This is a genomic window from Rhodoferax sediminis (assembly GCF_006970865.1).
Classification (GTDB): Bacteria; Pseudomonadota; Gammaproteobacteria; order Burkholderiales; family Burkholderiaceae_C; genus Rhodoferax_A; species Rhodoferax_A sediminis.
This window is the reverse complement of record NZ_CP035503.1, coordinates 1767334-1788531: the sequence shown is the minus strand read 5'-3', so window position 1 is coordinate 1788531 and position 21198 is coordinate 1767334. Positions and strand designations below refer to the sequence as shown.

23 protein-coding genes are annotated in these 21198 nt (G+C 65.3%); 10 read left to right on the top strand and 13 right to left on the bottom strand.

All coding sequences use genetic code 11. The features are described from left to right. The first annotated feature begins 65 nt into the window (after positions 1 to 65). The gene (locus EUB48_RS08605) at positions 66 to 1058 is read left to right on the top strand and encodes a zinc-dependent alcohol dehydrogenase family protein (protein WP_142818496.1); all 993 of its coding nucleotides are present in this window, start codon (positions 66 to 68) and stop codon (positions 1056 to 1058) included. Between the two features lie 2 nt (positions 1059 to 1060). On the opposite strand, the gene EUB48_RS08600 is transcribed toward EUB48_RS08605, so the two are convergent. Further along, positions 1061 to 1864 (bottom strand): L,D-transpeptidase, encoded by an 804-nt coding sequence (locus EUB48_RS08600; protein WP_142818495.1) that lies wholly within the window; start codon positions 1862 to 1864, stop codon positions 1061 to 1063. Between the two features lie 207 nt (positions 1865 to 2071). Between EUB48_RS08600 and EUB48_RS08595 the strand changes: the two genes are divergently transcribed. Next, complete coding sequence (locus EUB48_RS08595) at positions 2072 to 2725, top strand: BON domain-containing protein (protein WP_142818494.1); 654 nt, start codon at positions 2072 to 2074, stop codon at positions 2723 to 2725. Positions 2726 to 2886: 161 nt separating this feature from the next. Continuing rightward, positions 2887 to 3207, top strand: coding sequence for an Hsp20/alpha crystallin family protein (locus tag EUB48_RS08590; protein ID WP_338052439.1), 321 nt, complete (start codon positions 2887 to 2889; stop codon positions 3205 to 3207). Between the two features lie 13 nt (positions 3208 to 3220). Here the strand turns inward: EUB48_RS08590 and phbB are convergent, their stop codons facing one another. Then, positions 3221 to 3970, bottom strand: coding sequence for an acetoacetyl-CoA reductase (phbB, locus tag EUB48_RS08585; protein ID WP_142818493.1), 750 nt, complete (start codon positions 3968 to 3970; stop codon positions 3221 to 3223). 108 nt (positions 3971 to 4078) lie between these two features. Between phbB and EUB48_RS08580 the strand changes: the two genes are divergently transcribed. After that, positions 4079 to 5515 carry a bifunctional aminoglycoside phosphotransferase/ATP-binding protein gene (locus EUB48_RS08580; RefSeq protein WP_142818492.1) on the top strand — a complete coding sequence of 479 codons (1437 nt, stop codon included), beginning with the start codon at positions 4079 to 4081 and terminating at the stop codon, positions 5513 to 5515. 12 nt (positions 5516 to 5527) lie between these two features. On the opposite strand, the gene EUB48_RS08575 is transcribed toward EUB48_RS08580, so the two are convergent. Then, positions 5528 to 5875: an exopolysaccharide biosynthesis protein gene (locus tag EUB48_RS08575; protein ID WP_142818491.1), complete on the bottom strand. Its 348-nt coding sequence runs from the start codon at positions 5873 to 5875 to the stop codon at positions 5528 to 5530. A gap of 66 nt (positions 5876 to 5941) precedes the next feature. Between EUB48_RS08575 and mgtA the strand changes: the two genes are divergently transcribed. Genes mgtA through EUB48_RS08555 form a run of 4 tightly spaced genes read left to right on the top strand, consistent with a single transcriptional unit; the run spans position 5942 to position 10515 of the window. Beyond that, positions 5942 to 8509 (top strand): magnesium-translocating P-type ATPase, encoded by a 2568-nt coding sequence (gene mgtA, locus EUB48_RS08570; RefSeq protein ID WP_142818490.1) that lies wholly within the window; start codon positions 5942 to 5944, stop codon positions 8507 to 8509. A 60-nt stretch (positions 8510 to 8569) separates the two neighbouring features. Beyond that, positions 8570 to 8842, top strand: a complete 273-nt coding sequence (locus EUB48_RS08565; protein ID WP_210411712.1) for a hypothetical protein — start codon at positions 8570 to 8572, stop codon at positions 8840 to 8842. Positions 8843 to 8861: 19 nt separating this feature from the next. Then, positions 8862 to 9704 carry an ABC transporter ATP-binding protein gene (locus tag EUB48_RS08560; RefSeq protein WP_244618374.1) on the top strand — a complete coding sequence of 281 codons (843 nt, stop codon included), beginning with the start codon at positions 8862 to 8864 and terminating at the stop codon, positions 9702 to 9704. Between the two features lie 16 nt (positions 9705 to 9720). Then, positions 9721 to 10515, top strand: a complete 795-nt coding sequence (locus EUB48_RS08555; RefSeq protein ID WP_142818489.1) for an ABC transporter permease — start codon at positions 9721 to 9723, stop codon at positions 10513 to 10515. A 57-nt stretch (positions 10516 to 10572) separates the two neighbouring features. Here EUB48_RS08555 and EUB48_RS08550 read toward each other — a convergent pair whose 3' ends face one another. The 10 genes from EUB48_RS08550 to EUB48_RS08505 all read right to left on the bottom strand — a co-directional run bounded on the left by EUB48_RS08550 (position 10573) and on the right by EUB48_RS08505 (position 20004). Continuing rightward, positions 10573 to 11613: an FAD binding domain-containing protein gene (locus EUB48_RS08550; RefSeq protein ID WP_142818488.1), complete on the bottom strand. Its 1041-nt coding sequence runs from the start codon at positions 11611 to 11613 to the stop codon at positions 10573 to 10575. Next, entirely contained in the window at positions 11610 to 13961 is a 2352-nt protein-coding gene (locus EUB48_RS08545) for a xanthine dehydrogenase family protein molybdopterin-binding subunit (RefSeq protein WP_142818487.1), read from the bottom strand. The genes EUB48_RS08550 and EUB48_RS08545 overlap by 4 nt, the downstream gene beginning before the upstream one ends. A gap of 4 nt (positions 13962 to 13965) precedes the next feature. Beyond that, on the bottom strand, positions 13966 to 14508 hold the full coding sequence (locus tag EUB48_RS08540) for a (2Fe-2S)-binding protein (protein WP_142818486.1): 543 nt from the start codon (positions 14506 to 14508) through the stop codon (positions 13966 to 13968). 223 nt (positions 14509 to 14731) lie between these two features. Continuing rightward, positions 14732 to 15355: a hypothetical protein gene (locus tag EUB48_RS08535; RefSeq protein WP_142818485.1), complete on the bottom strand. Its 624-nt coding sequence runs from the start codon at positions 15353 to 15355 to the stop codon at positions 14732 to 14734. 135 nt (positions 15356 to 15490) lie between these two features. After that, positions 15491 to 15733: a hypothetical protein gene (locus EUB48_RS08530; RefSeq protein ID WP_142818484.1), complete on the bottom strand. Its 243-nt coding sequence runs from the start codon at positions 15731 to 15733 to the stop codon at positions 15491 to 15493. Positions 15734 to 15794: 61 nt separating this feature from the next. Further along, entirely contained in the window at positions 15795 to 16163 is a 369-nt protein-coding gene (locus EUB48_RS08525) for a hypothetical protein (RefSeq protein ID WP_142818483.1), read from the bottom strand. Between the two features lie 41 nt (positions 16164 to 16204). Continuing rightward, positions 16205 to 16462, bottom strand: a complete 258-nt coding sequence (locus EUB48_RS08520; RefSeq protein WP_142821162.1) for a DUF2249 domain-containing protein — start codon at positions 16460 to 16462, stop codon at positions 16205 to 16207. A 258-nt stretch (positions 16463 to 16720) separates the two neighbouring features. Next, complete coding sequence (locus EUB48_RS08515; protein WP_142818482.1) at positions 16721 to 17362, bottom strand: response regulator; 642 nt, start codon at positions 17360 to 17362, stop codon at positions 16721 to 16723. 63 nt (positions 17363 to 17425) lie between these two features. Further along, positions 17426 to 18277 carry a sensor histidine kinase gene (locus EUB48_RS08510; protein WP_142818026.1) on the bottom strand — a complete coding sequence of 284 codons (852 nt, stop codon included), beginning with the start codon at positions 18275 to 18277 and terminating at the stop codon, positions 17426 to 17428. Positions 18278 to 18282: 5 nt separating this feature from the next. Beyond that, positions 18283 to 20004 (bottom strand): CHASE domain-containing protein, encoded by a 1722-nt coding sequence (locus EUB48_RS08505; protein WP_168226716.1) that lies wholly within the window; start codon positions 20002 to 20004, stop codon positions 18283 to 18285. Between the two features lie 235 nt (positions 20005 to 20239). On the opposite strand from EUB48_RS08505, the gene EUB48_RS08500 reads away from it, so the two are divergent. Continuing rightward, on the top strand, positions 20240 to 20578 hold the full coding sequence (locus EUB48_RS08500; RefSeq protein ID WP_338052438.1) for a PspC domain-containing protein: 339 nt from the start codon (positions 20240 to 20242) through the stop codon (positions 20576 to 20578). 19 nt (positions 20579 to 20597) lie between these two features. Further along, complete coding sequence (locus EUB48_RS08495) at positions 20598 to 21191, top strand: NAD(P)H-dependent oxidoreductase (protein ID WP_142818480.1); 594 nt, start codon at positions 20598 to 20600, stop codon at positions 21189 to 21191. Positions 21192 to 21198 lie beyond the last annotated feature (7 nt).

The window sequence follows — 21198 nt, the reverse complement described above, 5'->3', positions numbered from 1 at the left end:
GTGCGAAAGCTTTCCCCGCCATCGACAAGATTGCATACCATGCAACCATCATGCTGCCAGCTTCCATGTTCGCAATGACCATCGACCCGACCGGGCGAAAACTCGTGGCGCAGCGCAAACCCGTTCCGGCAGCGGGCGACCACGACGTGGTGGTTCGTGTGCTTGCCTGCGGGGTATGCCGCACCGATCTGCACCTCATTGACGGCGAGCTGCCGCCGCATCGGGATTGTGTTGTGCCGGGACATGAGGTCGTCGGGCAGGTCGCAGCCCTCGGCTCGAAGGCAACACGGTTCACCGTGGGCCAGCGTGTGGGCATTCCCTGGCTGGGTGGAACCTGCGGCGGCTGCCCGTTTTGCGCCATGGAGCGCGAAAACCTCTGCGACTTTCCCGTCTTCACGGGCTATGACCGCGACGGCGGCTTCGCCGAATACGCCGCTGCCGACGAGCGCTTCTGCTTCGCCCTGCCACCACACTACGACGATGCCCATGCCGCACCCCTGCTGTGCGCCGGACTGATTGGTTTTCGCGCCTGGAGCCTGGCCGGCGCGGCCGCGCCGCGCCGATTGGGGCTCTATGGCTTCGGGGCTGCGGCCCACATCATCTGCCAGATCGCCGTGGCACGCGGGCAAGAGGTATTCGCCTTCACCCGTGCCGGTGACCGCGCCGGGCAGGATTTTGCGCGCAGTCTGGGCGCCGTATGGGCCGGGGCAAGCTCCGGCGATGCCGTCCCTGCCCTGCTGGACGCTGCGTTGATCTTCGCGCCTGCAGGCGAACTGGTGCCGGCAGCACTGGCTGCCACGCGCAAGGGCGGCACCGTGGTGTGTGCCGGCATCCACATGAGTGCTATCCCGTCCTTCGACTATCGGCTGCTCTGGGGTGAGCGGGTGCTCAAGTCGGTCGCCAACCTCACGCGCGCGGATGGCGATGCCTTCTTCAACCTGGTGGGCGAGTTGGCGCTGCAAACCCATGTGCAGACCTTCGCGCTGCGCGACGCCAACGCCGCCATCCAGGCGGTGCGTGCCGGTACGGTCAATGGGGCCGCGGTGCTCATCCCCTGAGGCTAGCGTCGGCCTGGCGCCGGGGCCCAGTCAGGTCGGTCCGCTCGCCCTGATTCCACCACGATCAAGTAGCGTCCAGGATATGGGACAGGCTCGCGTTGTGCATCCAGGACCCATAGGGGCCGACCGTTGCGCAAGGCCTGTTCGTAGTCCGCATCAAGGACTCCATAGTGGTCGAGCAGGCGATTGAGCGAAGCGGGAATGCGGATGCAGCCTTTCGATTGGGCACTGCCCAAGCGGCGCTCCAGCAAGTCCGGGTCGGTGGCGTGCATCTGCAGCCGCATGTCCACCACTGCGCCGTCTCCCCAACCCTTGGGAACATGCTGCCAGCCAAAGTCGTAGACGCGCATGCCCTTGGCGCCATACCCGCGTATGCCGTTACTGTTTCGGGTCCCCTCGGCCCGAAAGTCGGGGTTTTCCGTAGTGTGGTCGAACACACCCAGCGGGGTTTGAAAGTGGTCGAAACTGCCGGGCCGGCCGGTAGACGCGGGTGACGCCCCCACCCACTGAAATTCGCCTTGCGCGGAGCGCCAGAACAAAAAGAAAGCCTGAATTTCGGGATCGCGGTCGACCACCGCGAGGTACTGCGGCTGCACAAGCGACACGCCGGCCATGACCAGGGCCTCTGTAGCCAGTTCTGCATAACGCTGCACTTCAACCGCGGGCACGTCCAGTCGCCTGTCAACGTGAGTGCGGTACAGCACCGACATGTCTGCGACCGGATCGAACGGGTATACCGGCGAAGACAGGCCGGCAAGCACCAAGGTGATGAAGACCCAGAGAAAACCGTGGCGCGTCAATAGCATGCGTAATCCCTGATGTTATTTCGTGTAACCATTTTGCAAACTGGCCGCTCCATTTTTGTTGCGTCAGATCAAGTCACCCGACAAGCTGCGCGAGAACACCTGCATGGCTTGCGAAATATCAAACCTGTCGTGCAGAAGGCCGAATAAAGTTCATTTTCCATCGCATCTTGCGGTGGCGTATTGCTGCAACTCAAGGAGAGTCAAAGTATGAAAACCGATACCCAACTCAAGGCCGACGTCATGGCGGAACTGGCCTGGGATGCGGCCATCAATGCCACCGGCATTGGCGTCATGGTCAAGAACGGCGTGGTGACCCTGAGCGGCCACCTGGACACCTTCGCCGAAAAATATGCGGCGGAGCGCGCGGCGCGCCGCGTAGCGGGTGTACGCGGCATTGCTCTCGAACTGGACGTCAAACTCGCTGCCGAGCACCGGCGCAGCGATTCGGAAATCGCCCAGGCCGCGGCCTCTGCCCTGCGCTGGAGTTCGCTCGTTCCCGACGAGCACGTGAAGGTCGAGGTTGAAGACGGTTGGGTCACGCTCACCGGCGAGGTCGACTGGGGCTATCAGTTCACCAATGCCGAGCAATGCATTCGCCCGCTTGTCGGCGTGCGGGGCCTGACCAACCGTATCACCATCAAGCCCCGAGCAAGCTCGAAGGACATCGGCACTGAAATCACCGCGGCGCTGACACGGCAGGCGGCGCGCGAAGCCGACCACATCAACATCGAGGTCGAGGGTGGCGTCGTCACCCTGCGCGGCAAGGTCCACTCACTGCCAGAGCGTGACGCCGCCATCGGTGCGGCGTTCTCGGCGCGCGGTGTCTCGCGTGTCGTGGACAAACTCGAGATTACCGGCTAGCAATGGCCGGCCCTCTTTCTTCCATTTTTCAACCAACCCAAGAGGATCATCATGGCAAACCATCTGCGTGTATTCGAACCCGGCTTCACCGACCCCTTCGAATCGGCCCTGCGCCGCTTCTTTGCGCCGGCCCAGTTCGAGATGCCCCCCCAGTCCTTGACATGCGCCTGGACCTTTCGGAAAAGGACAATACCTACGTGGTCAAGGCTGACCTGCCAGGTGTCAAGAAGGAAGACATCAACGTGCGCATTGACGGCAACGTCGTACAGATCGACGCCGAGGTCAAACAGGAAAAGGAAACCAAGGGCAACGGCAACAAAGTACTGCGCAGCGAGCGCTATTACGGCAACGTTTCGCGCACTTTCAGCTTGGCGCAAGATGTGGACGATACCAAGGCACAGGCCAAGTACGCCGATGGCGTACTGACGCTGGAGTTGCCGAAAAAGGCTACCGCCGCGTCCAAGAAGCTGGCGGTGCAATAAGGTCGGGCGGCGGTCAGTACATATGCTGGCCGCCGTTGATTGCCACATTGGCGCCAGTGACGAAGGCCGCACGCTCTGAAGCCAGGTAGGCTACCAGTTCGGCGACCTCGGCCGGCTCGCCGAGGCGGCCCACGGGGATCTGCGGGAGGATTCGCTCGCGCAGCACGTCGGGTGGCATTTTCTCGACCATGCGCGTGCGCAGATAGCCAGGCGAAATGGTGTTGACGGTGATGTTCTTGCTGGCGAATTCCAGTGCCAGCGTCTTCGTGAAACCGTGGATGCCGGCCTTCGACGCCGCATAGTTGGCCTGACCAAAGGCGCCGCGCTGGCCGTTGACCGACGAGATGTTGACGATGCGGCCCCAGCCGAGGGAAAGCATGTCTTCGATGATTTGCCGCGTCATGTTGAACATCGAGTCGAGATTGGTGCGCAGCACCGCGTCCCACGCTTGCGGGGTCATCTTGCGAAAACTCGCATCGCGCGTGATGCCGGCGTTGTTGACCAGCACGGACACAGGGCCATGTTGCTGGTGGATGGCCTGCGCCGCAGCCGCGCAGGAATCGAAACTTGCGACGTCAACCCCCACCGTTCCAAAGTGGTAACCCACCGCCTCCTGCGCCGTCTGCCAAGCCTGTACTTGTTGGTTCCCGGGCGAATGCAGTGCCACAACCGTGAAGTCGTCATCGGCCAGGCGTCTGCAAACCGCCTCACCGAGTCCTCCCGTGCCACCGGTTATCACAGCGATGCGTCTCGTTGTTGCCATGTGCCGCTCCTGAAGAATTACAAAGGTTCAGCCTAACGAGGTGGAAGCACCACGCATTTGACAGACATCAAGTCCAACGCCACTTTCGTGGCTTACCCTCGCCCCAGGATGCAAACTGTTGACTCCACTGCTCTCGTCAAAGCACTGGCTCGTGCGCTGGATGCCCGACTCATCGAAACCCTTATCTCGTGGGTGCTGCTGACGAGCGACACCGCTTACAAGATCAAAAAGCCGGTACGGCTGCCTTTCGTCGACTACGGCACACTGCAGGCGCGCCAGCATTTCTGCGAAGAAGAGGTGCGGCTGAACCACAGGCTGGCGCCCTCGTTGTATCTTGGCGTCACGCGTATCACCGGCACGCTGGAGTCGCCGGTACTCGATGGCCCGGGTCCAACCCTGGAATATGCGGTGCGCATGCGCCGCTTTGCTTCGGGCGCGCTGTTTAGCGAGCAGCTTGACGCAGGCCGCCTTGCCGCCGGCGATGTCGATCGGCTGGCCGCGCTGCTCGCCGATTTTCACGAGCGTACGCCGGGCGCCGCGGCCACGAGCCGTTTCGCCAGCGCCGAACTCCGGCGCAGCGCCGCGCTGGCGGCGCTCGAGCGCGTGCAAACGTTGGCAAGCGACACGGAGCACGCCGCTCTGCGGGCCTGGCTCGAAGCCCAAGCCGTCACATTGGCGCCCTTGTGGACATCGCGCAAGGCAAACGGCCGTGTGCGCGAATGCCACGGTGACCTGCACCTGGCCAACGTGGTGAGCCTCGATGGCACCATTGCCGCCTTCGATTGCATCGAGTTCGACCCGGCGCTGCGCTGGATCGACGTGCTCGACGACGCGGCGTTCGTCATGATGGACTTCGCCGCCCAGCATCGGCGCGACTTCGCCTTTCGCTTCATCAACGGGTGGCTCGACCGGACAGGTGACCATGACGGCCTGCCCGGCTTGCGCTTTTCGGTGGTTTACCGGGCACTGGTGCGAGCCCAGGTGGAACACCTCCGCGGCGCGGGCGGCACCGCCGCGCGCAAGTACCTGGACATTGCGCTGGATTGGACACAGCGGGGCAACGCCCGGCTGTTCATCACCCACGGCCTGCCGGGGTCAGGCAAGACATTCGTCTCGCAGCGCCTGCTGGAGAGCGAGGGCGCCATCAGACTGCGCTCGGATGTGGAGCGCAAGCGCCTGTTCGGGCTTGGCATGCTCGAGGATTCACGCGCCAGGGGACTGAACCTGTACGACGCCACGGCCTCGGCGCGCACCTACGGCCACCTGTTCAAAATAACGCGCATCGCATTGCAGGCGGGCTTCCCGGTGATCCTCGACGCCGCGTTCCTGCGCCGCGCGGAAAGAACCGAGGCGCTTGCGCTGGCACGCGCGCTCGGCGTGCCGTTTTCGATTGTGGCCTGCGAGGCGCCGCTACCGGTGCTGCGCGCGCGCCTGCTGGCCCGCCAGGGCGATGCATCCGAAGCCGACATCGCCGTTTTGAATGAACTATCTGCAATGGCCGAGCCGCTCAGCGGCGAAGAGCGCGCAGCGACATTGCGTCAATGATCTTCAGGATACTCAGAAATGCCAGAGCAACAGAATCTGCTTGCCGACGCGCAAAGAAAAAATCACAACAGCTGCGGTCAGCCCAAGCGATGCGAATCCGGCAACGAAGCCCAATATCAAAAAAAGGCCGTCCTCATATAACCCCCCGAGTGAAAGCAGCACCAGTGCGATGCCGCAAGGGACATTCACCAACGGCAGAGGTAAAACGAGCACCACGGAAAGCAACACGCCAAGAACACCAGCCATCCGCATGGTGCGGCAGTCCACATACCTAGTCTTGTGCCCGCAACCAGCTACCGCATCAGTATGAAACTCCGACAGCTTCTTTGCGCGAAAGGAATTCACCATGGCGTACGACATGAAGCATGCCTGCGGCGCTGATGGCGAAATGCGACTTGCAGCGGCGCACGCAGCGCCTTCACAAAAATGCGTACTGCGCGCCTGATCAGTACGCCCCCCGCTCCTGCCGGCCCCGCCCAGCCCTGGTGGCTGGAGGCAGCGCCAACCGGGAGCGGGGGCCTGTCGCAAGCCGAGGCGCAGCAGGCGCTCGCGCGCTTCGGTCCGAACAGCTTCGAGTCGCGCAAGCGCCAGGCGCTGCTGCTGCAGTTCCTGGCGCGCTTTCGCAATCCACTGGTGCTTATTCTGCTGGCCGCCAGCGCGGTCTCAGCCCTGACCGGCGACCTGACCAACTTCACGATCATCCTGTTGATAGTGCTTTTGAGCGTGGCGCTGGATTTCGTGCAAGAGCATCGCGCCAACCTCGCCGCGCAGAAGCTGCGCGAATCGGTGGCGCTGCGCGCCAGCGTGTTACGCGATACCCATACGCAAGAGGTCCCGGTGGACGAGCTCGTGCCGGGCGATCTGGTGCTGCTGTCCGCCGGCGACCGTGTGCCGGCCGACGGCCGGCTGCTCGAGGCGCGCGACTTCTTCGTGAACCAGGGTCTGCTCACTGGCGAGTCCTACCCGGTCGAGAAGCGGCCAGGGCTGCTCGAACCCGGCGCCACGGAGCTGCAGCAGGCCCTCAACGCGGCCTTCATGGGCAGCACGGTGGTCAGCGGCAGCGCCCGGATGCAAGTCATGGCCACCGGGGGGGCAACCGCGCTGGGCGAAGTGGCGCACAGCATCCAGGCCGAGCCGCCGCCCACCGCCTTCGAAATCGGCATGCACCGCTTCGGCATGCTGCTGATGCGCATCACGCTGCTGCTGGTCCTGTTTGTCATGCTGGTCAACCTGGTGCTGCACAGGCCGCTGCTGGACTCCTTCCTGTTCGCCATCGCGCTCGCGGTCGGCCTGACGCCGGAGCTGCTGCCGATGGTGGTCTCGGTCACGCTGTCGCGCGGCGCGATGCGCATGGCCAAGCGCCGCGTGATCGTCAAGCGCCTGGCCTCGATCCAGAACCTCGGCGCAATGGACGTGCTGTGCACCGACAAGACCGGTACGCTGACCGAAGCAAAGATCAGCCTCGCGCGCTGCGTGGACGTGGACGGACGCGACACACCCCACGTGCTGATGCTGGCCTATCTCAACAGCGTCTTCGAAAGCGGCCTGCGCAGCCCGCTCGACGAGGCCATTCTGGCGCGCCCAGTGGACATTTCGGCCTGGCAGAAGATGGACGAGGTGCCCTTCGACTTCGAGCGCCGGCGCGTCTCGGTGCTGGTCGATCGCGGCGATGCGCGCTGGCTGGTGGTCAAGGGCGCGCCCGAGGACGTGCTCGCGCTGTGCGACCGCTGCGAGCAGGATGAAGGGCGCTCGATGGTGCCGCTGGATACGGCCGCGCGCGAAGGCCTGCGTGAACGCTGCCACGGCCTGGAGCGGGAGGGTCTGCGCGTGCTCGGCGTCGCCTGGCGGGAGGTGTCCGCGGATCACCTGCATGCCGACGTGCGCGACGAGAGCGACCTGGTGTTCGCGGGCTTTGCCGCCTTCATCGATCCGCCCAAGGCCGGCGCCGGTGCCGCGCTGGCCGCACTGGCGAAAAGCGGCGTGGCCGTGAAGATCGTCAGCGGCGACAGTGAACTCGTGACCCAGCACCTGTGCACGCTGCTGAAACTGCCAGTCAAGGGCGTGCTGACCGGCCAGGAGATCGCGCATATGGACGAGGCGGCGCTACGTGCGCGGGTCGGCCACACCACCCTCTTCTGTCGTGTCAACCCGGCCCAGAAGAACCGCATCGTGCTCGCGCTCAAGGCGCGTGGCTATGTGGTCGGCTACCTGGGCGACGGCATCAACGACGCGCCGCCGCTGCGCTCGGCCGACGTCGGCCTCACGGTGGACTCTGCGGTCGATGTGGCGCGCGAGGTGGCCGACATGGTGATGCTCGACCACGACCTTGCGGTGCTGCACGAAGGCGTGCTCGAAGGCCGGCGCACCTTCGGCAACGTGATGAAGTACATCATGATGGGAACCAGTTCCAACTTCGGAAACATGCTGAGCATGGCGGGCGCCTCGGTGTTCTTGCCCTTCCTGCCGATGTTGCCCACGCAGATCCTGCTCAACAATGTGCTGTACGACCTGTCGGAGGCGGCCATTCCCCTGGACCGGGTCGATGCCAGCGACCTGCGCCGCCCGCGCACGCTGGATATGGGCTTCATCCAGCGCTATATGTGGCTGTTCGGCCTGATCAGCTCGGCCTTCGACGCATTGACCTTCTGGATCCTGCTGCGGGTGCTGCACGCGGATGAGGCTCTGTTCCATACCGGCTGGTTCATCGAGTCGCTGGTGACCCAAGTGCTGGTGATCTTCGTCATCCGCACCCGCGGCAGGCCCTGGGCCAGCCGGCCCAGCGCGGTGCTGACGGCGGCCTCGGTGGCCGTCGTAGCCCTGGCCCTGCTGCTGCCCTTCACGCCGCTGGGCCCGCTGTTCCATTTCGAGTCGCCACCCGCCATTTTCTTCGCGTGGCTGACCGGCATGGTGCTAGCCTACCTGGTGCTGGTCGAAGGGGCCAAGCGATTTTTCTATGCCCGCATGACGACGCACAAAAGCTCCAGGCGTGCCTGACGGCACCGACCTTGCGCTGTGTCAAGTCCATGCGCGTCGTCGTACCCTAGAGTGATTAACGTGACAACACGATCATCCCTACAAATCAACGCGGCCGGGCATGAATTCTATGGCGAGGTCTGCGATGCGCTCGCCGGCATCGCGTCGATCCTGGTGACCGGGTCGCACACGGCGCAGGCGGACTTCCGCCACTATGTCGGCAAGCACCGTCCTGCGCTGGCGCCCCACATCACGGGCTGGGAAACCGTGGATCATCCGACCCAGGCCCAGTTGGTGGCACTGGCCCGGCAGCGACAGCAGCAAGCGGCAGCCGGCCTCGTGACTGGGCGCTGACACCGCCCCCGGAAATCCTGTGGCCAACCTGATCCTGCCCGGCAGCGACAGTGTGGCTCCCGCGCCGTTGGCGCTGCAGACGCAGGCATTGACACGCCGCTTCGGTGACCACGTGGTGGTGGACCACCTCGACCTGACGGTGGCCGAAGGCGAAGTCTTCGGCCTGCTCGGAAGAAACGGCGCCGGCAAGAGCACGCTGATCAAGATGCTGACAACGCTGCTGCCGCCAAGCTCGGGCAGCGCACGCGTCGAAGGACTGGATGTCGTCAGCGAGGCAACCTCGGTGCGCGCCGCGATCGGCTACGTGCCGCAGGCGCTGTCGGCCGACGGCGAGCTCACCGGCTACGAGAACCTGTTCGTGTTCGCGAGCCTGTATGACATCCCGCGCGCCGAACGGGCGCAACGCATCGCCGAAGCGCTGGCCTTCATGGACCTGCAGGATGCCGCCGGGCGGCTGGTCGCCACCTACTCGGGCGGCATGATCCGCCGCCTGGAGATCGCGCAGTCCATGTTGCACCGGCCGCGGCTGCTGTTTCTCGACGAGCCGACAGTGGGGCTCGATCCAGTGGCTCGCGACACGGTGTGGGCGCATATTCGCGAGCTTCGGGCGAAGTACGAGACCACGATCTTCATGACCACCCATTACATGGAAGAGGCGCAGGCGCTGTGCTCGCGCTTTGGCATCCTGCGGGCAGGCAAACTGGTGGTCTGCGGCTCTCTGGTCGAGCTGCGTGCAGCCAGTGGCCAGCCCGGTGCGACGCTCGACGAACTATTTGCGCACTACACCGGCGAGTCGGCCGAGGCCGCCGGCGCCTATGGCGAGACCTCCCATACGCGGCAGTCCAGCCAGCGGCTGGCCTGAACAGGCGGGAAACACGATGGCGCCGAACTTTTCCGTACGCAGCCTGCGCTATGTCGCCAAGGTGGCCGCCATCACGGGCATGGACATGCACAAGCTGCGCCACGACCCGACCGAGCTGCTGACGCGGGCGATCCAGCCGATGCTGTGGCTGCTGGTGTTCGGCCAGGTCTTCGCGCGGGCGCATGCCATCCCCACCGGCGGTGTCGACTACATGGCCTTCCTGGTGCCCGGCATCCTGGCGCAGAGCGTGCTGTTCGTCGCCATCTTCAATGGCATCTCGGTGATTTGGGAGCGCGACCTGGGCATCGTGCACAAATTCCTTGCCAGCCCCACGCCGCGCACGGCGCTGGTGCTGGGCAAGGCGCTGGCCTCTGGCGTGAGAGCCTTGACCCAGGCGGTCATCGTGTATGGTTTGGCGGTAGCGCTCGGCGTCTCGCTGGTCTGGAGCCCGCAGGCGCTGCTCGGCGTAGTGGCGCTGGTGCTGCTGGGCGCGGCGCTATTCTCGACTTTCTCGCTGATCATCGCCTGCATCGTCAAGACGCGCGAGCGCTTCATGGGCATCGGGCAAGTTCTGACGATGCCGCTGTTCTTCGCCAGCAACGCGATCTACCCGACCGACATCATGCCGACGTGGCTGAAGGTCGTGGCGCATGCCAACCCGCTGAGCTACGTCGTCGACGGCCTGCGTTCGCTGATGCTGGTGGGGGGCGCCACGACGCTCGGCCTCGGCATGGACTTCAGCGTGCTGGCTGCTGGGCTCGCCATGTTGGTGTGGATCGGCGGCTGGATGTACCCGCGGCTGATTACCTGATCACGGCGGCGAGCGCGGCGCCCGGGGGGACTCCCGTATTGATTTGGCGTCGTGTCATCATTTTTTCTCCAGGTCCACGGCCTGCAGGATCGTGCGGCGCACGAGCGTCTCGAACAGGGCCAACTTGTAGGTGTTCTGCGTCAACGGCGTGGCCCCTTCCAGGGCCGCGTGGGCTGCGTCTTTTGCCGCCGCGTCGGTGATGCGCTGGCCCGCAAGCGCGGCTTCGGCCGCCTTGGCGCGGTGCGGTACGGGCGCCGCGGCACCCAGCACAATCGAGGCCCAGCGGCAAGTGCCATCGGCGCCGACGTCGAGCACGACAGCGACGTCTGCCAGCGGCCAGTCGAACGACGCCTTCTGGCTGATTTTCTGGTGCGCCATGCGCACGCCGGGGGGCCGCGCCGGCAGCACGACGGCCGTCAGTATCTCGTGGGGCTGGAGGTCGTTCTCGCGCTGAAGGTCGCGGCCGGGCGGGACAAGGAAGTCTTCCAGAAGGATCCGGCGCACGGCCGCCCCGGCATTGGCGAGTTCGACCACCGCACCCAGCGCCACCAGCACCGTGGCGGCCGTCGACGGATGGACGATCGCGCAGCTGCGGTTGTCGAAGATCGCGTGGTAGGCGTTCTCGCCGTCGAGGGCGAAGCAGTGGCCGCCGCCCTTGCGCAGGCAGTGAAACTCGGCGGCACGGAAGTACCAGCAACGGGGCCGCTGCAGCAGGTTGCCGCCCAGAGTCGCGACATGCCTAATCTGCGGGCTGGCCGACCCGCCGGCGGCGTCGGCCAGCGCAGGCCAGCGGCGCCGCACAAGGGCGTGTGCAGCCAGGTCGGCCAGCGTGGTCATCGCGCCCACGCGCAGGCCGCCATCGGCTTGTTCCTCGATGCGCGCCAGCCCGGGAATCGCCGTCAGGCTGACCAGCGTCGCCGGAGACAGCATTTGCTCCTTCATGAGATCGAGCAGGTCGATGCCGCCGGCCTTGACCACGCCGCTTGCGGCGTTGCCGGGATCGGTGGGCGCCACGCACATCGCGTCGGCCACCGTGTCTGATGCCAGGGCGGCAGCCTCACCGATCGTGCGCACAGGTATCCAGGCAAAGGTGTTCATGCGGACCCCGTTTCGCTGCGCATACCACCGAGCGCGGCGAGAACCACCGCGGGCGTCATCGGCAGCGAGCGCAGCCGGACGCCGATCGCATCGCAGACCGCGTTGGCGATGGCCGGTGCGGTGCCGATGTTGGCGGGCTCGGCGATGCCGTAAGCATCGGTCGCGCTCTGCCCCTGGTAGTTCTCAAGCAGGATGACCTCGATGGCAGGAATTTCGCGCGCGCCCGCCAGCTTGTATTGCTCGAGGTTGGCGTTCACCATGCGGCTGGTATGCCGGTCGAGGATGCGGTCCTCGAACAACGCATACGACAGCCCCATCAGCACGCCGCCCTGTACCTGGCTTTCGATCAGCTTCGGGTTCATCGGACGGCCGCAGTCGTGCACCGCCACCACGCGCTCGACGCAAATGATGCCGGTCTCGGTATCCACCGCCACTGCGGCGAACTGCACGCCACCCAAGTCCTGCTGTGCCAGCGCCGCGTCGCTGCCGACGCGCCGCCGGAAACCGCCATAGTCGTCGCCGCGCGAAGCGATCTCGCTGATGCGGTCGGTGCGCAGCAAGGCAGCCCCTTCGCGAAACGACAGGCCGCGCGCCGGCTGGCTGCGCACGACGATGCGGCCATCGCGCGCGATCAGGTCCTCAGGACGCGCCTGCAGCGCTGGTGCCACCACCGCCAGCAGCGCCTGCAGCACGCGCCAGGCGGCCGTGCGCGCAGGAGGGGTGATCGATGCCGTGGTCCGGCTGCCGTACGAGGGCGGACCGGCCGGAAACTCGGTGTCGCCGATGCGCACATGGATATCCTGCGCGCGCAGGCCGAACACCTCGGCCACCACCTGCGCGAGCACGGTGCCGATACCGGTGCCGATGTCCTGCACGCTCGACAGCAGCTCCACCGTGCCATCGCGGTGCAGACGCACTTCGCAGGACGAATTGGTCTGCACGTTGGCACCCCAGATCGACTGCGCCATGCCCATGCCCCGCCTGACGGGGCCGCTTCCCGAACGCGACGCGCCAGCGGCCCGATGCCGCGCCCAGCCGATGCGTTCGGCGCCGAGCCGGCGCTCCTCGCGCCGCACCGGACTGGCATCAACGTGGTCGCGCAGTGCCACTGGGTCCATGCCCAGCTTGCCGGCCAGTTCGTCGATCGCCTGCTCCAGGCCCCACGCGCCCGGCGTGTTGCCCGGTCCGCGCATTGCACAGCCAGGCCCGGCGTTGGTGAAAACGTCATACTGCGCCCCATCGAAGTTCGGGCACTCGTACATCGACTGTGCGTTATTGCCGACGCCGGCACCGACGGTCACGCCGGCCGTGCCTCGACTGCGCAGCGAAATGGCCGTCAGCGTGCCGTCGCGCCGGGCGCCGATGCGCAGCTGTTGCCAGGTCCCGGGGCGGTTGCCCGCATCGGTCTGCTCTTCGCGACGATCCAGCGCTATGCGCACGGGTGCCCCGGCCTGGCGCGACAGCATCACCGCGATGCGGCCGTAGTTGCCCAACTGCGACTTGCTGCCGAAGCCGCCGCCCATGCCATCGACGACGACGCGCACCCTGGCCAGCGGCAGGCCGAACGTGGCTGCGAGTTCCTGCCGCACGCCCGCCGTGAACTGGGTGGACTGGTGGACCGTCAAGCCCTCGGCGCGCCAGTCGGCGATGGTGGCGTGCGGCTCCATGCAGCAATGCGTCTGCACCTGCGTGCGGTACTCGGCCTCCACGGTCATCTCGGCCTGCGCGAAACCCTCGGTGATGTTGCCGCGCGACGCGACCGCCGGCCCGCGCAGGTTGCCCGCCAGCGGCAGGCCGGACGCCGCCGGAAAGCCCGAGCCATTTCCCTGCGGCGCCGAGGCGCTGTCGAAGACGGGCTGCGCGCTGGCGAGCAGCGCCTGATCGATGTCTGTAACGAAGGGCAGCGGCTGCGCGTCGACGCGGATCAGGCTCAGCGCCTCCTCGGCCACGGCCATCGACACGGCAGCGACCGCCGCCAACGGTGCGCCGACATAGCGCACGGTGGCCGAGGCGGCGTCCTCAGGGTGGGCCAGCACCACGACGCCGCGCACGCCGGGCAGCTTCTGGGCGGCCGAGACGTCAACGCTTCGGATGCGTGCATGCGGCCAGATCGAGCGCAGGATGCGACCGTACAACATGCCGGGCAGCTTCAGATCCACCGTATAGCGCGTGGCACCGGTGACCTTCGCGCGCCCGTTCTGGCGTGGCACGGGCTTGCCGATCACCTGCAGTTGCGCGTTCGGTGCCAGCGCGGGGGGCTCGTTTGCAGGCAGCTGGCGCACCACTTCGGAGAGCCCGATGCCGGCGATGCCGAAAGGAAAGGTTTCGCTGCGGGTGTCGGTGGCCATCGGCTCAACCCTTGCCTTTCGACGCGGCTGCGGCGAGCGTCGCCTCGACCACGTGCGGATAAGTGCCGCAGCGGCACAGGTGGCCGCCGATCGCGGCCTTCACATCGTCCACGCCCGGATGCGGGGTGTTTTCCAGCAGCGCTGCGCAGCTCATCACCATGCCAGGCGTGCAGAAGCCGCATTGCATCGCGTCATGCTCGATGAACGCGGCCTGCACCGGGTGCAGCGTGTCCCCATGCGCGAGGCCTTCGATGGTCGTGACCTTGCGCGCGCCGACCTCGACGGCCAGCATCATGCAGGCGCACACCGTCATGCCGTCGAGCCAGACCGTGCAGGCCGAACAGGCGCCGCGGTTGCAGGCAATCTTGCTGCCCGTGAGATCCAGCGGCCCGCGCAGCGCCTCGGCCAGTGTGGTGCGCGGCTCGACATGAAGCGACCGCGCCACACCGTTCACGGTCAGCGTGAGCGGCACCGCGGCCGGTCCGAGCACGGGCACGCCAGTGCCCCACGGCCCCAGTGAATCGACGGGGAAAGCGACCGGCGTCATGCCCATGCCCGCGCCGGACGCCGCGGCGAAGTAGCACCAGACCGAAATGAACCAGTGCGTATAGACCGCGGGTTGAAGAAGAGCCCGCCAGGCTGCGGGTTCGGCTTACGCATCGAAGCCCCGAAGGAGTCGCGCCATGATGCGAACCGCCGAGGCCAGGGCGGCTCCCGACTCCCCCGCCTGGAGTCCGTCTAGCCGCTTCAGCAAATAGGTGTCCATGACATCAAGACACCCGTGCTAGAAGGCTCGGGTGGGAGTCTGCATGCAGTCTTTTCTTGCCGGCCTGCACAAGCTTTTCGGCTGCATCCTTCGATGCACGGACTGCCCGCCGCGCATCCTTCTCAGCTTTGCGCAGGGCATCGCGCGTGGCATGCGCCGCCTTCAGCGCATCCTCCCTGGCAGATTGGGCGGCATGCCGCGCGGCGCTATCCGCCTTCTCGGCGGCGTCCCGAGTGGCGGCCGCCGCTTGTTTGACCGCGTCTTCGGCCTTCCGGGAACGCTCCTTCCCATTCTGCGTCGCACGCGCTGTGGCTTGTTCTGCACTGCTTACCGCGCGCTTTGTCGCTTCATCCGCCCTGTGAACAGCCCGGCGAACGGCCTGCGCCGAGCGCTCGGAACCATCGTCGGCTGCCGCCTCTGCCCTCTTCAACGCAGCCGACACACGCGCAGCGGCTTCGCGCGTCGCGATTGCAGCGTCCTGCGCGGCCTTGGTCGCGAGTGCGTGGGCCCTCCCCGGGCTTTGCGTCGCAGGAGACGCAGGCGGGGCCGCCGGTTCGTCCGCGGCCTGGCTGATTGCACTGGCGGCCAATGCAGCCGCAATCAGGAAATGTTTGAATATCGGCGCCATGAGACCTTCCCCAATATCAGTGAGGTATCACAGCATCGCCTGAATAGACATCCAAGCTCTTGATATGGCGCAAGTCCGGGAGTGCAGTTTCACGGACTGGCACCAGACCCGATGACTCGCGTTGCGCACGCTGCCTTACAACATCAGGGAAGCAGCACCGATCAGCAGCGCGATCACCAGCAGCGTCGTCACGAAGCGAGATGCCACGAAGCAGCTCGTGGCTTCCATGACGCAATGCAGCGCGAACAGATGTCCACGCGATCCCTTGCACAGGTCCAGGTGCTCCCCCAAGGCTGACAATTCCATGGGCGATGTGCCTGTCGTGCTGCCATCAGATGCAGTACTCCAGTGCGTCGCGGAAACGACTTTGGTGCTCATGACCAGTTCCTGGCAAACCTGGTGGTTGCGCAGCGGGCCTGAAGGCGCGTCAACGCATGCATCACGGCATCTCCTTGCGCAACGACAGGTGCAGCAGCCCTTCGGCGCATTCCCCGCACGACGCCAAAGCGTCGATAGCATGGGGGAACGTCAGCGCGACCTGGCTTTGCGGGGGATCGTCGCGCACCAACTGTGTCATCGTGATCAGGATCTGGTTGCCTTCGAGCTCCACTTCGAAGGCGTCGGTGGACGGGGCGCCGAACTGGGCCATCACGCCATAGCTGAACTGGTCCTCGGTGATGCGCAGGCGCATATCGCACACACCGTCTTCCAACTCGACGAGGACCGGCCGCAGCGCGGCCTGGCGCAAAAGATGTCCGCGATGCGTGGCAAGGGGGGCTCGGCGAGCACGGACTTGACTGGCGTGCATAACGTTTTCTCCATCTCACGCCGCCGCAGCGGCTATGGTGTTCAGTGTCGGACGAAATCGATCACCACGCCGCCCGGTCCTCGTTCACAGTAGATGATCGCGATCTTGTCGGGGTAGCAGACCCGCAATCGCTGCAGCAGGGGCAAGGGATCGTGGTCGTTCACGATGCGCATCGTTTCACCTTGATGCAGCGTTGCAACCGCGCCAAAAATGGCCGCCTGCTGAAAGCGCGGGGCGATTCCGCGCGCATCAAAGGGATAGAGCGGATCGCTTGAAACGTAGGCATGCGGCAGGTTAATTTCCATGTTGTATGGCTCCTCTTGCTCAGTCGAATAGGAAAAGTAGTGTTGCAACAACAGCAAGCAACCCGGGGAAAGGAGGTCCGTGCCTCCGCGTCCCCCCTGCTCCTCCCCATGCTCCCGTTGCAACAGCTGCAAGTGTCACCAAAGAAAGGAGCAGTGCCTATCGGCGATAGCCGCCGCTTTTGTAGGCGAAGGCCTAATGCGAAATGCCTACTGCTTATTGCATTGGCCCACCGGCTTGCGCGGCGCAGACCCTCAAGTCAGCAAACCATTTTCCAGCATGTAGCGAACCAGTTCGGCGTTGCTGCTCATGCCCATCTTTTCCAGAATGTGGGTGCGGTGCGTGCTGACAGTCTTGGGACTCAGGTGCAATACATCGCCAATCTTCACCAGGCTCTGGCCCGATACCAGCAGATTCAACACCTCCAACTCGCGGTCGGAGAGCGCCTCGTGCGGCGCCATCTGGCCACCACCCAGGTTATCGGCCAGTTTGTCGGCCACGGCCGTGCTGATGTACTTGCCCCCCGCGGCAACCTTGCGTACTGCTGCAATCATGGCATCGCCCGAATGACTCTTGGTCAGATAGCCGGCCGCGCCCAGCTTGAGCGCCCTGACCGCATAGGCCTCCTCCGCATACATCGAAAGCATCAGCACCGCCAGCGCCGGCTGCGCCGCGCGCAGGCGCCTGAGCAGGTCCAGGCCGCTGACTCCGGGCAGCGCGATATCCAGCAGCGCGACGTCGAACGCTTGCTGGCGCACGAGGCGCATCGCGACTTCGGCGCTTTCCGCCTCGCCCGTAACCTCGATATCCTGTGCCGCGCTCAGTATCAGCCGCACCCCGTTACGCACAACAGCATGGTCATCCACCAGCAAGACCTTGATCGGTTTATTTTGCATCTGCGTGCTCCAACAGGTTCTGTCGTTTCGAGGTGCGTTTGCGCGCCTGGCCGATCGCGGGCATCAATTCACCCTCAAGGCGGTGGCCGCCACGGGAATACTCACCTCCAGCGTCGTGCCGCTGCCGGGCTGGCTGTCGATGTGCAGCACCCCGCCGAGCGCGCGCACACGCTCGTGCATGCCCAGCAGGCCGAATGAGCCCGGCTTGCGGCGATCACTCGCGCTGATGCCGCTGCCGCTGCCGTTGTCCCGGATACTCAGCACCAGCCGGCCGGGCGCCGCACTGCTCGTGAGCCGCACCTGCACGGTGCTCGCCTGCGCGTGTTTGGCCACATTGGTGAGCGCCTCCTGCGCCACGCGGTACAGGCAGCTCGCCACGGCGGGCGATTCCAGCTCGGGCTGGCCGGCCTCGCCCTGGACCTCTACACCCTGGACCTCCAGATAGCAGGCGATGCCGGTGCGCTGGCTGAACTGGCCTGTCAGCACCTCCAGGGCCGGCACGAGACCGAGGTCATCGAGGACCTGCGGGCGCAGATCGCTGACGATGCGACGCGTCGAGTCGATGGCCGCCGAAGTGAGGCGGATGGCCTCGGCCAGCAGCGGTGCCGCGCGGGCCGGCGCCTGCGCCAGATGCTCGCCGATCGCCACCAGGTACATCTTGAGCCCCGCCAGCGTCTGCTGCAGATCGTCGTGCAGCTCACGCGCGATGCGCTTGCGCTCGTTGTCCTGAACACTGTCCTGCGCCGCCACCAGGCGCTGCAGGTCGGCGTGCGAGCGTTTGAGCGCGTGCTGTGCTTGCTGGAGTTCGGTGACGTCGTGCAGGATGACGACGATCGAGGTCTGGCCTGCGATCGTGACCGGCGCCGCCGTTGCCTGCACCAGACGGACCGCGCCGTTGGCGCGCCGGATCTTCATGGCCGTCAAAGGGGGGGGGTGGTGCCGCCCTGCATTGCCAGCAGGCGCTGCTTGACTTGGTCGAGCGAGTCGGGGTGAATGAAGTCCAGCGGCGAGCGCCCGAGCAGGTTCGCCTCGCCGGTGCCGACCAGGCGCTGCGCGGCTTCGTTGGCAAAGCTGATCCGGGTGCTGCTGCCGCGGCCGCTGTAGACGAACACCCCGACGGGCAGCAGCATCAGCAGACGCCGCAGGCGTTCTTCGCTCTCGCGCAGCGCGGCCTCGGCGCTGCGGCGCTCGGTGATGTCGCGCAGGATCGCGGTGTACAGCCGCCGTCCACCGACACTCAAGTGCGAAATCGCAGCATCGATCGGAAACTCCTGGCCGTCAGTGCGCAAGCCCATCACATCCCGCGCCTCCCCCATGTGGCGCGCTTGGGCCTGCGTGTCGCCAAAGGCCTGCACCTCGCGCCGGTGCATCTGCCGCTGGCGCTCGGGGATCAAGCGCTCGAGCGGCGCGCCGATCAACGCGCCCGGCGTGCAGCGGAACATGTGCGCGGCAGCGGCATTGGCCATCACGATGGTCTGGGACTCGTCTGCGGTGATGATCGCGTCGGTGGCCGAGTCGAATATCCCGCGCAGCCGGGCTTCGCTCAGGCTCAGGGCCTCGGAAGCTTGCGTGAGTTCGCGGGTGCGCTGTTCCACCAGTTGTTGAATTCGCTGCGTGCGCGTTGTGATGGCCTGCAAGCAGGCGGTCAGCACGAGCGTGGTCAGCAAACTCGCCAGCAAGGCCGCCAGCGCGCCCGTATGCGCCGCGACAAACGGCGTGGGTCGCGCTGTGATCGTCATGTGCCATGGGGTACCGGCAACGTCGAAGTTGTGGGTGAACGATTCTGCCGGGTTCCCAAACAACCAGGCAGGCCGCAACCCCTGAGATTTTCCAGTGGCCGCGCCGGGCAGACCATAGACAAGCTGCTTGTCGTCCGCCGAGGCTGGTGCGTAGATGCGAACGTCCAGCCCCGCATTGCCGATGGAATCGGCCGGCCCCAGTATTTTTTCAATAAGGTCGTCTGCGCGCAGCACCGCGACGGTGTAACCGGCGACTTCCCGCTGGCGCAAGAGGGCGGTGTCCGGCGTCGCAACATCCTTGTAGACCGTCATCAGTATGCGAAAACCGCCGGGTATGCCCGGCTCCTGAATGAGCGGAAACAAGCCCGTTGCCGCCGGCAGGCCGGTGCTGTTCGCGCGCTGGGTGGCCGCCTCACGGGAAAGCGTGGACGAGACGTCAAGGCCAAAGGCAGCTTCGCTACCGGTCATCGGCTCCACATAGTCAATCACGCGGTAGCGATCTTTCAGGCGACTCACCACGCGCTTGCCGTCCATCATTTCAGCGATGCTGAAGCCTGGATAGCGGGTGCGCATATGGGCCTCGAATGCGGGGCGCTCATTCCCGGCGACCAGCCGGTCATAGGCAAATGCCGCGATATAGGGATAGCGCGCTCGCAATGCCTGCGCAAAGGTATGAAACTGCTCGCGGCTGACGTTGCCGCCATTCGCCACAAAGAACAAGTTGACCGCCTGTAGCGCGTTAGTAGCATCGCTCATGCCTTGCTGGACCGCCGTGACCCGGACCTGCGTGCGGCGCTCGAAGTTGGCGCGCTCGCCGCTATATTCCTGGCGATACACCCATGAAAACAAGGCAACGGAGACGATCAGGCCAAGCGCCAGTGCGCTCCAGGCCGGCAAACTCAATGGAAGAGAGAAATTGGCACGCCCCGCCTGGCACCATCCACAACGGTGCCTTATCGGGGCCGCAATATTGGATTCATCTCGACGGGGTGGGGGCGACGGGCCTTGCATAGCGTTTGAGTATCAACTTCATTGGACAAACATAAACGCATGAATCTGTGCCCGCCTTGATGGAACGCAAATACCATCGCCGGGACAGGTCGACTCTCTTTTTGCGCTGCGTCAAGCACCAACCCCGATGACTGCGCTAGTATTAAAAATAAAGGAGTTCGTCATGGTACTGAGCGAAGAGTTGGACCGTCTGGACGAACTGCGCCGCCGCGGTGTGTTGTCGGACGAGGAGTTCGCACGCGCAAAGGCTCTGCTGCTGGGGCGTAGCGAAGCGCCGCTGGCAGCGCTCGGCGCTTTGCGCCGGAGCCGAAGCGAGCGCTGGATTGCAGGTGTGTGCGGCGGCATCGCTCAGGCGACAGGTACCGACGCATGGGTCTGGCGCCTGCTTTTTGCGTTGCTGTTTTTCTGCGGCGGCGCCGGGCTGGGGATTTATCTTCTCATGTGGATCTTTGTTCCTGCCGAATAACCTGAGGTCGATGCAAAACATGACATCCAAACGCATCGTGTTAATCCAGGGCCATCCCGATATGGCCCTGCCTCATCTATGCCATGCCCTGGCCGGCGCCTACGCCGCCGGCGCCCAGGATGCCGGCCACGCCGTGCGCTGGGTCAACGTGGCCGAACTCGACTTCCCGCTGTTGCGCAGCGAGATAGCCTGGGAGGAAGGCACGCTACCCGCTGGCTTGCAGCAGGCGCAGGACGACATCCGCTGGGCCGAGCACATCGTGCTGTTCTTTCCGCTCTGGCTCGGCGACATGCCGGCCCTGCTCAAGGCCTTTCTCGAGCAGGTGGCGCGGCCAGGCTTTGCTTTCGAGCGCGCGGCCGGCGGCACCGCCTTCACGAAGAAGGGTTTGCAAGGCCGCTCGGCCCGCGTCGTCGTGAGCATGGGAATGCCGGCTCTGGTTTACCGCTGGTATTTCCGCGCCCACAGCGTCAAATCGCTGGAGCGCAATATCCTGGGCTTCGTCGGCATTGCACCGGTGCATGAGACGCTGATCGGCATGGCCGGCAATTTCAAAACGGACGACGGTGAACGCTGGCTCGCGAAGCTGCGGCGCTTGGGTCAACGGGCACAGTAATGAACCG

Coding starts and splice junctions, on each gene's coding strand:
- EUB48_RS08525 (WP_142818483.1), bottom strand. CDS start 16,163: ATGCACGCCAGTCAAGTCCGTGCTCGCCGAGCCCCCCTTGCCACGCAT.
- EUB48_RS08530 (WP_142818484.1), bottom strand. CDS start 15,733: ATGAGCACCAAAGTCGTTTCCGCGACGCACTGGAGTACTGCATCTGAT.
- phbB (WP_142818493.1), bottom strand. CDS start 3,970: ATGGCAACAACGAGACGCATCGCTGTGATAACCGGTGGCACGGGAGGA.
- EUB48_RS08510 (WP_142818026.1), bottom strand. CDS start 18,277: ATGAAGATCCGGCGCGCCAACGGCGCGGTCCGTCTGGTGCAGGCAACG.
- EUB48_RS08540 (WP_142818486.1), bottom strand. CDS start 14,508: ATGACGCCGGTCGCTTTCCCCGTCGATTCACTGGGGCCGTGGGGCACT.
- mgtA (WP_142818490.1), top strand. CDS start 5,942: ATGCGTACTGCGCGCCTGATCAGTACGCCCCCCGCTCCTGCCGGCCCC.
- EUB48_RS08580 (WP_142818492.1), top strand. CDS start 4,079: ATGCAAACTGTTGACTCCACTGCTCTCGTCAAAGCACTGGCTCGTGCG.
- EUB48_RS08495 (WP_142818480.1), top strand. CDS start 20,598: ATGACATCCAAACGCATCGTGTTAATCCAGGGCCATCCCGATATGGCC.
- EUB48_RS08535 (WP_142818485.1), bottom strand. CDS start 15,355: ATGGCGCCGATATTCAAACATTTCCTGATTGCGGCTGCATTGGCCGCC.
- EUB48_RS08575 (WP_142818491.1), bottom strand. CDS start 5,875: ATGTCGTACGCCATGGTGAATTCCTTTCGCGCAAAGAAGCTGTCGGAG.
- EUB48_RS08500 (WP_338052438.1), top strand. CDS start 20,240: ATGACTGCGCTAGTATTAAAAATAAAGGAGTTCGTCATGGTACTGAGC.
- EUB48_RS08550 (WP_142818488.1), bottom strand. CDS start 11,613: ATGAACACCTTTGCCTGGATACCTGTGCGCACGATCGGTGAGGCTGCC.
- EUB48_RS08515 (WP_142818482.1), bottom strand. CDS start 17,362: ATGCAAAATAAACCGATCAAGGTCTTGCTGGTGGATGACCATGCTGTT.
- EUB48_RS08595 (WP_142818494.1), top strand. CDS start 2,072: ATGAAAACCGATACCCAACTCAAGGCCGACGTCATGGCGGAACTGGCC.
- EUB48_RS08590 (WP_338052439.1), top strand. CDS start 2,887: ATGCGCCTGGACCTTTCGGAAAAGGACAATACCTACGTGGTCAAGGCT.
- EUB48_RS08600 (WP_142818495.1), bottom strand. CDS start 1,864: ATGCTATTGACGCGCCACGGTTTTCTCTGGGTCTTCATCACCTTGGTG.
- EUB48_RS08545 (WP_142818487.1), bottom strand. CDS start 13,961: ATGGCCACCGACACCCGCAGCGAAACCTTTCCTTTCGGCATCGCCGGC.
- EUB48_RS08555 (WP_142818489.1), top strand. CDS start 9,721: ATGGCGCCGAACTTTTCCGTACGCAGCCTGCGCTATGTCGCCAAGGTG.
- EUB48_RS08605 (WP_142818496.1), top strand. CDS start 66: ATGTTCGCAATGACCATCGACCCGACCGGGCGAAAACTCGTGGCGCAG.